The sequence below is a fragment of the Fortiea sp. LEGE XX443 genome (genome assembly GCF_015206815.1).
Lineage (GTDB): Bacteria > Cyanobacteriota > Cyanobacteriia > Cyanobacteriales > Nostocaceae > Nostoc_B.
Map to the genome: position 1 here is coordinate 37,363 of NZ_JADEXZ010000016.1, position 12,093 is coordinate 49,455.

Annotated in this window: 10 protein-coding genes; 4 read left to right on the top strand and 6 right to left on the bottom strand. The window is 39.3% G+C overall.

Going from position 1 to position 12,093, the window contains the following annotated elements; translation table 11 throughout:
* Positions 1-3 precede the first annotated feature (3 nt).
* From IQ259_RS08935 to trpS, 4 genes are all read right to left on the bottom strand, one after another.
* The gene (locus IQ259_RS08935; RefSeq protein WP_193883782.1) at positions 4-1,167 is read right to left on the bottom strand and encodes a DUF3696 domain-containing protein; all 1,164 of its coding nucleotides are present in this window, start codon (positions 1,165-1,167) and stop codon (positions 4-6) included.
* Positions 1,164-2,294: a DUF262 domain-containing protein gene (locus IQ259_RS08940; protein ID WP_193883784.1), complete on the bottom strand. Its 1,131-nt coding sequence runs from the start codon at positions 2,292-2,294 to the stop codon at positions 1,164-1,166. The genes IQ259_RS08935 and IQ259_RS08940 overlap by 4 nt, the downstream gene beginning before the upstream one ends.
* Positions 2,295-2,448: 154 nt before the next feature.
* Positions 2,449-3,378: a methylenetetrahydrofolate reductase gene (locus IQ259_RS08945; protein ID WP_193883786.1), complete on the bottom strand. Its 930-nt coding sequence runs from the start codon at positions 3,376-3,378 to the stop codon at positions 2,449-2,451.
* 59 nt (positions 3,379-3,437) lie between these two features.
* Positions 3,438-4,445, bottom strand: a complete 1,008-nt coding sequence (trpS, locus tag IQ259_RS08950) for a tryptophan--tRNA ligase (protein ID WP_193883855.1) — start codon at positions 4,443-4,445, stop codon at positions 3,438-3,440.
* Positions 4,446-4,664: 219 nt separating this feature from the next.
* Between trpS and IQ259_RS08955 the strand changes: the two genes are divergently transcribed.
* The 3 genes from IQ259_RS08955 (at position 4,665) to IQ259_RS08965 (ending at position 7,983) form a co-directional block, all read left to right on the top strand.
* Entirely contained in the window at positions 4,665-6,245 is a 1,581-nt protein-coding gene (locus IQ259_RS08955) for a B12-binding domain-containing radical SAM protein (RefSeq protein ID WP_193883788.1), read from the top strand.
* A gap of 293 nt (positions 6,246-6,538) precedes the next feature.
* Positions 6,539-6,796: a hypothetical protein gene (locus tag IQ259_RS08960; protein WP_193883790.1), complete on the top strand. Its 258-nt coding sequence runs from the start codon at positions 6,539-6,541 to the stop codon at positions 6,794-6,796.
* A gap of 440 nt (positions 6,797-7,236) precedes the next feature.
* Entirely contained in the window at positions 7,237-7,983 is a 747-nt protein-coding gene (locus IQ259_RS08965; protein ID WP_193883791.1) for a DUF429 domain-containing protein, read from the top strand.
* A 141-nt stretch (positions 7,984-8,124) separates the two neighbouring features.
* On the opposite strand, the gene glgP is transcribed toward IQ259_RS08965, so the two are convergent.
* Together glgP and IQ259_RS08975 are read right to left on the bottom strand one after the other, a co-directional pair.
* Positions 8,125-10,689, bottom strand: coding sequence for an alpha-glucan family phosphorylase (gene glgP / locus IQ259_RS08970; protein WP_193883793.1), 2,565 nt, complete (start codon positions 10,687-10,689; stop codon positions 8,125-8,127).
* 299 nt (positions 10,690-10,988) lie between these two features.
* Entirely contained in the window at positions 10,989-11,312 is a 324-nt protein-coding gene (locus IQ259_RS08975; RefSeq protein ID WP_193883795.1) for a hypothetical protein, read from the bottom strand.
* Positions 11,313-11,893: 581 nt separating this feature from the next.
* Between IQ259_RS08975 and IQ259_RS27530 the strand changes: the two genes are divergently transcribed.
* Positions 11,894-12,022, top strand: coding sequence for a hypothetical protein (locus tag IQ259_RS27530; protein ID WP_255525262.1), 129 nt, complete (start codon positions 11,894-11,896; stop codon positions 12,020-12,022).
* The last annotated feature ends 71 nt before the right edge of the window (positions 12,023-12,093 follow it).

A 12,093-nucleotide genomic window follows, 5' to 3' on the forward strand; every position in this document is an offset into this window, starting at 1 on the left:
ACTTTAATCTCCCATCACAGGTTCTAACAAAGCATCTAAGCTTTTTTCCCATTCATCAAAAAATCCATCAGGCCATCGGTCAATTCTACCGTCACGATCAATACGAGGTGACACTACCTTTGTGTAAGTCTGCCCTTCTTTTTCTTGACGTTGAAAGTAATGTAATTGCACATCTTCTGGCTTGATTTTACTGTCATGAACAGCAAGGCGAATTCCGTTTAAAACATGATCACTATGAGTTTCTATTACTACTTGAATGTCACAACTAGCAGCTAGTGCTAACAACTCACCCATTTTTGCTTGTCCTCTAGGATGAAGATGAGCCTCTGGGTTTTCAACTAGAATTAGTGTATCAGGTTCTGAAGCGAGTATAGCTACTATGATTGGTAAAATGTAGGTAATTCCGAAGCCAACATTAGTTGCACGGTAAAGGTTGCTATCTCCATACCCGCATTGCAAATTTATCAAATCCATGTCTGGATTTGATTTTATCCTTATACGTGTACCTGGACTAATTTCTCCCATCCATGCTTCTACTTGATCTATTAAAGCTAGTGATTTTTCCTCTGGATCATCGTATTGTCGCTGTGAACTTTTTACATTAGGATGACTTAATTTTTGATTAGCAATAATTCTATTCTCATTGACTGCAAGGAAATGTAATGTATATTCACATCTAGCGCCCAGTGTTCCAAGTAATTGAACTTTGTCATATGACATTTGATTAAATGCTCTTGGGCCTATACGTTCTGCCTCAATGTAATGAAAATTTTGATTAAAAAGACTGGATAAGTGATATACTTGCTCATCTACATGCTCCGAAGTCAGGTATAAAAAATTAGCTCCTACATCTTCTTCTTCATTTTTAAATTTCCATATACTTTTTGTGCCATTTTTCCAAAGTATTTCAAATACTAGTTGTTCTTGTTTAGATGCACCTTCAAAAATAGCATCTTTAGCTGTGCCAATATTAATTAAATCTCCATTGAGTACCAAGCCTTTTTCTGACAGTAAACCTTTTTGATAAGATTGCCTTAATAATAATAATGCTTGTAAAACAGAAGACTTACCAGTACTGTTAAGTCCAGATAAAAGTGTAAGTGGTCTAAATGTAAGGGATTGATTTTGAAAAGGCTTAAAATTTGTGAGTCTTAGGGAACCAATCATAGAAGTACTTCCTGAATTATTTTTTCTATAGTACTAAATCTATACTGTACTTTCTCGGCAGCCTGAGATATAGATTCTAAAAAATATTTATCATTGTCTATATATGTCTTGAATATATCAATCAATTTTTGTTTTCTATCTATTAAAATTTGTATTTGATCATCACTCAATTTACTCAGAAGTACTGACCAAGATTCAAATAGAGCTTTATTTATAGGAAACTGCCTTTTCTGAGAATTAGATATTTTCCGAAATGCATCTTTACCAAAGATGTTCCAGCTAGCTATAATTGTTCTTTGAAAATTATTTTCAATGTTAAATAACTCAGCTTCAGAGAGTTTATTTGTTTTAGAGAGTGCTTTAGTTAAAAAAGTATCTCTGTTGTCGGCATAATCTTTATAAGGAGTCAACGTAAAGGCCAAAAAGCCTAGTATAAATTCACGATCATCCATACGCATTATCCGCTCATTTCCAAGTTTAACTACCTGTTTAAATTTTGGATATGCAGCAAGTTTAGTTAAAAAGTTTGTTCCCTTACCAGGATTAAGAGCATGTCGCAATTCTTGAGGAGATAAAGCAAGCCCTCCTGTATTAATGCGTTTAAAAATATTATATTTAATTTCTGGAGGTGTGCCTTTTTCGATCAAATATACTGTTAGTTGAGTTTCTTCAAGGCGGCGTTGGTATCTGCGATCAATTTGATCGTAAGTTTTCCCTTCCAGATTTGTAAGATATTCTAATCCAGATAGTTTGAGTTTTTTGTCGAGAATAAAGCGCTTTAGTGCAAATAGACGCTGTAATCCATCGACTACTAGCCATTTATCTTCATTAGTAGCATCTATATAAAATGCTGGTATGGGGATGCGGATAATAATGGATTCTATAAGCCTGCTTTGGGCATCTTCTTTCCATATATCCGCATGACGTTGGAAATCAGGTGCTAAATCAAGGGCTTCTTCATTGATTCTTTTAAGCAATAACTCTATTGTTGGTTCCCTAGTTACAATGTTAATTTTATCAGGATCATACTGGAAAGTAACTTTTTCCTCTTGATCTTCTTCATTATCTTCTTCATTTAAAATTTGTTCATTAAGTACTACTAGATTGTAGTTATTCAAATCTGTCACTATATGTACTCCTGGGTCTTCAAATCTACACGGTCCACTACTGATAATAAATCAACAAATTGGGCTTTATAACTGGCGTACTTCAATGCTACTATCTTCTCAAATGGTAGAGACGCATAACTTTGCGCCTCTACCTAGCTAGTATATTACTCGTTTACTTCGCTACAACTAAATCAACAGGCTTCACGCCCGCCAAGTCTAAAATTTGAGGTATCAAATCTTCCCGCTTGACAGCCATCATGTGGACACCATGACACAATTGCCGTGCTATTTGTACTTGTTCGGCAGCAATTTTGACACCTTCTTCTAATGGGTCTTTGGCTTTTCCTAATCTATCAATAATGTGTTCGGGAATATTTACACCCGGAACGCACCTATTAATAAATTGAGCATTTTTGGCAGATTTCAACAGAAAAATTCCTGCCAAAATTGGTTTTTTATGTACAGAAGCTATCTTATCCATGAACTTTTCTAGTCTTTCAAAATCAGTAATTAATTGACTTTGAAAAAACTGCGCTCCGGCTGCAATTTTACGTTCAAATCGGCTTTGTAAACCTGACCAACTTGCACATTGCGGATCTACAGCTGCACCTGCAAATAAATCTGTTGCGCCATCGGTTAAGGGTTTATCGTTGCAATCAAAACCTTGATTCATTTTCTGAATTAATTGCAATAGTCGCACCGATTCTAAATCAAATACGGCTTTGGCATCGGGATGATCGCCTGCTTTTACTGGGTCGCCTGTTAAAGCTAAGATATTACGGATACCCAAGGCATGAGCGCCCATGAGGTCGGCTTGTAATGCAATACGGTTGCGATCGCGGCAAGCAATCTGACAAATTGGTTCAATGCCGTTTTGTAATAAAATCGCGGAAGCTACCAAAGAAGACATCCGCAACACGGCGCGGCTACCATCTGTAATGTTGACAGCATGAACTCTTCCCTTAAGAGTCGCCGCCATTTCAATCATGTGGGTAGGATTTCCCCCTTTCGGGGGTGCTACCTCAGCAGTCACCAAAAATTCCCCTGCTTGGGCGGCTTTCTGGAATAAACTCAAGGCAGTGGTGCTATGGGTGTGATCCATACAATTTATAGTCTGGGTTTCTTACAGGGTATAACAAATCACACCTCAAAGCGAAAGCCTTATAAAGGCATTGAGTAGCCTAAAGCCGCCTTAACTTGCCTTAAAGTTTGATTAGCGATCGCTTCAGCTTTTTCTCTTCCTTCTTTTAACACAGACTCCAGATAACCTTGATTATCCATGATTGTCTGATATTTTTCTTGGATTGGTTTTAAAGCATTAATTGTTGTTTCTGTCAATAACGGCTTAAATTGTCCCCAACCCATATCTTGACATTCTGCGGTTACTGCTTCTTTAGTTTTACCAGACAGCAACATATACAAAGTTAACAAGTTATTACACTCTGGACGCTCTGGGTCATCAAAGGTTAAACCCCGTACAGGATCAGTTTTGCACCGCTTAATTTTATTGGTAATCTGGTCTGGTGAATCTAGCAGATTTATTCGGCTTAACTCTGACGGGTCAGATTTGGACATTTTGCGTGTCCCATCTGTCAAACTCATCACCCTTGCGCCTTCTTTACGAATCAAGGGATCTGGTAATTTCAGCACAGGTTCATCTTTAGCAAATTGGTGATTGAATCTGTTAACAATATCCCGCGTCAGTTCCAAATGTTGCTTTTGGTCTTCACCTACTGGTACTTTATCGGCTTGATAAAGCAAAATATCCGCCGCCATCAGCACTGGATATATTAGTAGACCTGCACTCACATTTTCCGCTTGTTTGACTGCCTTTTCCTTAAACTGGATCATGTCTTGCAGCCAGTTGAGAGGCGTGATGCAGTTCAGCAACCAAGCAAGTTCACTGTGTGCGGAAACGTGGGATTGGACAAAAATACTAGAGTAGTTTAAATCAATGCCACATGCCAGATAAAGAGCTGCGATCGTGTAAGTATCTGCCGCCAAAGACGCTGGATTATGCGGTACAGTAATCGCGTGTAAATCTACTACACAAAAGAAATTATCATACTGGTCTTGGATTTCTACCCAGTTGCGAATTGCTCCTAAATAGTTACCCAAATGTAAATTACCAGTTGGTTGAACTCCCGACAGAACACGCTGCTTACCCATAATTTTCAAGTTCACTTACCTCTCATCCGTGCCGTGTGAAGGTGGCGTTTACAAAACAAATTCAATTTTAACGGGGATTGGGGACTGAGGAGACGCAGTGACGCGGTGAGTGAGAAATGACTAACTGATTAGTACATAATTTACAAAACTTAATATCTTGCTAGAAAACTTTGATTAACGTGGGAAGTAGTGAATTTTTACATTCCAGGGTGTGTACTGATGAGAGCTTTACTACTTTGGCCAATTATGCCTAATTCTTTTTGGTCTTACCAAGAAACCCTCAATTTAGCAGGTTTACGCGCTACAAATCCGCCGTTGGGTTTAATCACAGTCGCAGCCATGTTACCTAATGATTGGGAACTCAGATTGGTAGACCGAAATGTACGTCTAGAGACAGATGCAGATTGGGATTGGTGTGATTTAGTCATCATCTCTGCAATGATTATCCAGAAAAAAGATTTGTGGGAATTGATTCAAAAAGGGGTAGCTTTAGGTAAAAAAGTGGCTGTAGGAGGCCCTTTTGCCACATCAGTTCCAGAATTTGCCTTGGAAGCAGGCGCACATTATTTAATTCTGGATGAGGGAGAATGCACCATTCCCTTGTTTTTAGAAGGGTTAGCACGGGGGGAAGAAGGAGGAATTTTTCGTGCTACAGAAAAACCAGATGTAACTGAAACACCTATTCCGCGTTTTGACTTACTAGATTTAGATGCTTACTTAGCAGTAACGCTGCAATTTTCGCGCGGTTGTCCTTTTCAGTGCGAATTTTGTGACATCATCAATTTATTTGGTCGCAAGCCACGCACAAAAACACCAGAACAAATGCTGGCGGAAATGGAAGTCTTGTATCAAATTGGCTGGCGACGATTAATATTTATCGTGGATGATAACTTTATTGGCAATAAACGTAATGCCAAGATGTTTTTAAAAGCATTAATTCCTTGGATGGAAGAACGTAAGTATCCGTTTATTTTACTCACAGAAGCATCTTTGAATTTGGCAGAAGATGATGAGTTAATTGAGTTGATGGTGCAAGCTGGATTTAGAATGGTGTTTATGGGGATTGAAACACCAGATGTAGAAAGTTTAACAGTAGCTAATAAAGAACAAAATACTCGTCAGTCATTAATAGAATCCTGCTCCAAAATTACACGCGCTGGACTGCAAATTATGTCCGGGTTTATTATCGGTTTTGATGGTGAAAAAAAAGGTGCAGGACAACGCATTCAACAATTTGTAGAAGAGACAGGGATTCCCCAAGCACATTTAGGTTTGCTCCAAGCCTTGCATAATACAGCTATGTGGGATCGTCTCAAACAAGAAGGACGATTAAAAGAAGGGTTAATGGATTTCATGGGTTCTCAAAAAGCATTAATGAACTTTGTCCCTACCCGTCCTTTAGAAGAAATCATTAGGGAGTATATTGAGGCTTTCTGGAATTTGTATGAGCCGATGCCTTATTTACAGCGCACTTATCGTCATTTTAAATTGATGGAAGGCAAAATTCCTCAAGGTAAACGTCCTTTAACTTGGCATGAATTACGTTTGTTTCCTATAATTATTTGGCGACAGGGGATTGTACGCTTTACACGTTGGGTTTTTTGGTGGCAATTATTAGCGATCGCTATCCAAAAACCCCATTTATTATATGATTATTTTGTGGCGTTGAGTTTAGGTGAACACTTTTTTACTTTCCGCCATGAAGTGAAGGCGCAATTAGAAGAACAATTGCAAGCATTAAGAGAACAACAGAAAGTTCACAAACAAGAAAACTCAAATTATCAGTTAGAAACTGTTTAAGTCTTTTGACAGCATATCTAATTATTTAGCATATTTAATCACTAGCTTTTAAATATATCCTGAAATTAACGTGTGTCTCCCAGAGAGGCGCATGTTAATTAAGTTGCTTATGCAAAAATTATCAATGTTTATCAAGTAAAGAAGTATAAAATTAAAAGTTTTTAGCCAATATCTAAAGATAGAATTCTAGCTTATTTTTTTATGACTAAAGAATAATTCTTTAAATTAGACATTAGTTTATAACAGAGGCATAGGTGATTAACACCTATATAACGTAAGTGAGGTAAAGAATTATGTTGATTCAAACAATTGCATCTGATTTGTTGGTGGATTTATCTCTAGATAAACAGGAACTTTTAACTGGTGGATGTAAACACAAGAGACGTGGTGAAGAACCAACTCAAGGAACATCTCCAGCAGAATCATCTCCAATAGCATCATCACCATCAGCACGTTTAGCTGTTGGTAACATAATTACAGTAACACCATTTGCTAAGTGCTTACCTGGAGACACTTGCTCAGGTGGAGAAATGTCTCCAATGGAAGACTAATCAAATCAAACTTTGATAACTGGCTCAAGAGCAATTAAATTTTGAGCAAGTTGGAAAAGTCTTCTGTGTCCCGATCAATTTAAGTCAATGGAGTAGAGAATTAAAACCAAGTGGGTATAATACCTATTTCTCTGCTCCTCCATGACTCTAGTACCGCTACGCGTAATTCGTAATTCGTAATTCGTAATTACCTTGCTGCAAGTGTTTCAGACATTTAGAATGGGTGGTTTATTTACGCCATGCTGTACTAGTTATATTTGACCAATAGGCGATTCTATTGTTAAGTGAAAAGCTCAAAGTGGCAGCTACTACTTTTCAGCAATCAAAATATTTTTTTGTATAAATGCTTATGTATTTATCATAACCAAAATACCGAAAATCACAAATATTAGTATAGGATATATTTTAGTTTGAAACTAACTAGATGTATCCATTTTAAAATGAAATTTATTGGCATTGATTTAGGCTGGAAATCCCAACCAAGTGGCTTATGCTGTTTAGAATTAATAGACGGACAATTGGAATTAATTGATCTGGACAGAAAAGAAGCGATCGCAGATATTTTAACTTGGATAGATACCTGTGTAAAATCAGAAGAACCAGCCATTATTGCTGTAGATGCGCCTACTCTCATTCCTAACGCCACAGGTAGCCGCCTACCAGATAAACTCAGTCATAAATACTTTGGTAAATATCATGCAGGTTGCTACCCAGCAAATCAAAATTTACCCTTCGCCGACCGCACTATTAACTTTGGCTTAGAATTAGAATCGCGCGGTTTTACCCATGCACCCACTATCGAACCAAAAAAAATCGGCAGATATCAAATAGAAGTATTTCCTCACCCGGCCATAGTTAATTTATTTAGCTTAGAACGCATTCTGAAATATAAAAAAGGACGCATCAATGAGCGTCGTCTAGAATTAATTAAACTCCATCAATATATTCTCGAAATTTTACCCACTCTCCAACCTAGCCTTAAAGCGCCAAAATCTGATCTTTTTCCTTTTGACTTTTTCCTTTTGCCTTCCACAGGTGCAGCACTTAAAGCGGTAGAAGACAAACTAGATAGTTTAATCTGTGCTTATGTTGCTGCACACTGGTGGTATTGGGGTGAACAACGCAACCTTGTATTAGGCGATCGCACCACAGGTTACATTGTCATCCCTAAATTAGTGATGAGTTGAAAGTACTGAGTGCTGAGTATTTAATAACAACTTAGCACGGGCTGAACGCCCCGCTACTGCTAACAGCACTTTATTCGATTTATTAGCGCCTGCGGCGCTATCTTCTCTCGACTCAGTACTCAGCACTCAGTACTCAGCACTCTATTCAGCCCAAGCAATCAACCTTGGTTCATAAGCACTAGACAAGTGTGGGTGTTTGGGTAACACGCGCAAGGACAAGCCTTGGAAACCAGAGGTAGTATAGATGACATTTGCTGTGTAGATACTCAAACCTTGGGGATCTTGGCCTTGGTAATCCATCACTACTGGTATAGCATTGACGATTTCACCATCGGCATCGATCGCACCTTGGTAAAGTTCCACTTGCACATCATCATTGCTCAAACTTGCCAAGTCAACTTTGGCTTTGACAGCAACGGTTTGGTTAACCTCAATATCTGAGCCTACCGATACATCAATATCTTTGATTCTGATGTTAAACCAGTGGTCACTGAGTTTAGCTTTCCAAGTAGCTAATTCTTTGGCTGGGGCATAATTATCAGCAATCAAAGTATGACAGCGATCGCTGGCTGGGAAATAAGCCCGTTCGGCATAATCTCGTACCATCCGCGCTGTATTAAAGAACGGACAGTTCAAGCGAATGGCATCTTTCATTTTGGCTACCCAAGGACGGGGTAGACCATCTTCGTCGCGGTGGTCATAAAATAGAGGCGCAACTTCTTTCTCTAACAAATCATAGAGAGCGTTAGCTTCCACTTCATCTTGATAATTGGGATCGTCATAATTTTCGCCGTGTCCAATAGCCCAACCAGTGCGGACATAATCAGCTTCATCCCACCAACCATCTAGAACACTTAAATTTGGTAATCCATTCATAGCGGCTTTCATTCCGCTAGTACCGGAAGCTTCCCGTGGACGACGGGGTGTATTCAACCAGACATCGCAACCTGCCACCATTAACCGAGCTATGTGAATATCATAGTTAGGAACGAAAACTACTTGTTTTTCTAAATGGTGTTCGTGGATAAAGTGATTGATATCACGAATGAGTTCTTTCCCAGGGATATCTTTGGGGTGAGCTTTACCAGCAATTACGAATTGAACTTTGCGGGTTTTATCACCAAGTAAGATGTGTTTAATGCGTTCTAGATCGCGCATCCAAAGGGTAGCGCGTTTATAGGTAGCAAATCGGCGGGCAAAACCAATAGTTAAAACGTAGGGATCTAGTACTTCTTGGGCTTGGGCAACTTCGGAAGCCGAAGCACCGCGATCGCGTAAATGCTTGACTAGATGATCCCGCACGTACAGTACCATATCCAGACGGCAGCGTTCGTGATTGCGCCACAATTCCTCATCGGGAATTGCTTCCATCCGTTCCCACAGTTGGTTATCTGGTGGTGCTGATGACCAGTTTGGCCCTAGATAGCGATCGTACAACTCTTGAGTTGATTTAGCAACGCAACTACGAGCATGAACCCCGTTGGTAATCGCGGTAATGGGTACTTCTTGGACTGGTACTTTCTTCCACAAACCTTGAAACATCTGCCGCGATACAACACCGTGCAGTTGTGCCACCCCGTTACAAAAAGTCGCCATCTTCAGCGCCAACACCGCCATACTGAAAGGCGCGGATAAATCACCAGTATTTTCTCGCCCTAGTCCTAAAAATTGCTCCTTGGGCAAGCCAAAGATATCTGCATAGTACCCCAGGTAATGCAACATTTTGTCGGGAGGGAACAAGTCAATACCCGCAGGTACTGGTGTGTGGGTGGTAAAGATGTTACTAGAACTTACCACTTGCTTGGCTTGGGCGTAACTCAAACCCTCTTCTTGAATCAAGAGCCGGATGCGTTCTAAAGCTGAGAAGGCGGCGTGACCTTCATTCATGTGATAGGCAGTGACATCATATCCCAAAGCTTTGAGCATCTGTACACCACCGATACCCAACATGATTTCTTGGTGGATACGCATATCGATATCACCACCATACAGCTGGTCTGTGATGTCGTGGTCGTATTGTTTGTTTGGTTCAATGTTGGTGTCCAACATGTATAAAGGAACCATCCCTACCTGTACACGCCACACTCTGGCGTACACCTTGCGCCCTGGATAATCAACGGCAATCTGCAATTCTGAACCGTCAGGATTGCGCTCCAAATGCAAGGGCATATTATAAAAATCGTTGATGGGGTAGCGTTCTTGTTGCCAGCCATCAGCATTGAGATATTGAGCAAAATACCCCTGTTGATAAAGTAAGCCTACACCCACTAGCGGTAGTCCTAAGTCACTAGCAGATTTTAAGTGATCACCCGCGAGAACGCCTAAGCCTCCAGAATAAACAGGTAAACAATCAACCAGTCCAAACTCTGCCGAAAAATAGGCAAAGCATTCTTTTGGCTTTTGGCTGCGTTGTTTCTGATACCAAGTCCGCTCTTGTAGATAGTCTTCTAACTGGCGAGCAGCGCGATCCATTTGCGCTAGGAAGCCATCATCTTCAACTACCTCCAAAAGCCGTGCTTGGGAGATAGTACCCAGCATTAACACTGGGTTATGGCGGCTAGACTCCCACAAATCTGTGTCTAAGCGGCGAAATAAATCTTTGGTTTCAACGTTCCAATCCCAGTGCAAGTTATACGCCAGCTGCCGTAGTGGTTCTAGGCGTGATGGGAGTGAAGGGGAAACATTGAATGTGCGAATTGGCTGCATAGTAAGTTAGCACTTCTCCAGGTTCAGCTATGGTTATTGTTTACTGTCTTTAACCAATGCTGCCAATTCTTTATACTGTGTTTGTAAAGTACTTGTGACTTTGTTAAGAATTAAAAACTTTGACCAGAGTTATTGCTAAACCTTGCACCAAGCACATTTTTGTTTTTTTGTGTTCTGCTCTAGCGTCTGCTTGGTGATCAAAATTTAATATTTTCCTAATTATTGAATCGGTCAAATGAATGACATAAAAATTCCCTTCTCAAGCCAGAAACCGGAAGTTTGAACATTGCTACCAATGATCAACTTCCCAAAAAAGGTTGATCTTGGGTATTTTTTGGCATTGTCAGAGCGATCGCCGCCGCACAAGCAATCTCAGCTGCTATCTTATAAGCAAGCTTTATATTAGATGTAGTACTTTTGGTGTTGCTAGATGGAGTGGCTTGTTGATGTTTGGACTCTCGCTGAACCTCCCCAGAGGCGATCGCACGCTGCAAAATAATAAAAGCATCCAAGTCTTCTGAGTCATAATCTCGCCGCAGTAACACTTGTATCTGGTTTTGCTCGGCGATACTCAAATAACCAGTCCTAAAAGCTTGCTGGACGATTTGTTTAATTTCAACCATAATTTCAACCAAGTGTGGGAATTAATGAGAGGAGATTAGTCTACAAATTTGGTTTTCTTGTGAGGATTCCTTTGAAGAAAGTGAATTTTCTCTAGATTTCAAAATTTATAATAGGAGATATCCTAGACGCATCGCCCATTCGGATCGCCTGATCGGGTGATTTACAAATTTTGAGATTATGGTTATGGCTGATAAGAATCTTTTAACTTTTGTACTTTTGGAAAGTATAACCTGTAAAAAGTAGCGCAGATATCATTTGCTGCGTTGCACATCTGCTATGTTTTTTTGAATAACAGCAATTTTGTTAAAAAATCTTAAAGCTTTTCAAGTCAGAGACATTTTCTATACCCTAAATGTATTTTTTGTGATGAGTGTAAAATTTCAAATATTGATAATTATGCGGTGGCAAATGTTATCTTAATCACAAATTTTTATCTATCAATAATATTGAACTAAACCTACTACTTGAGAGTGAGTCATTACAAATATAATGTGTTATTGTGGAAGTCAATTATTATTAAAAGCCACTCATCTAAATGAAATTGTGAATTGGTTAAATTGTAAATCATCAAGTGTGCAAAATGAGCATAGCAGCATACTCTAGAAATTTATTGCAAGAAAGTCGTCATTGCAGTCGAGGAAGCATTTATTTGTTTGCACCGATGGTAAATTTTAATGTGATGGCTGAAGTTGGTGATACTCCACCTTAGTTGAATCTTACTTGAGTTAAGCATACCAAAATAATTCTGACCAATCTCATACTGTGATTGTCAGGAATAAT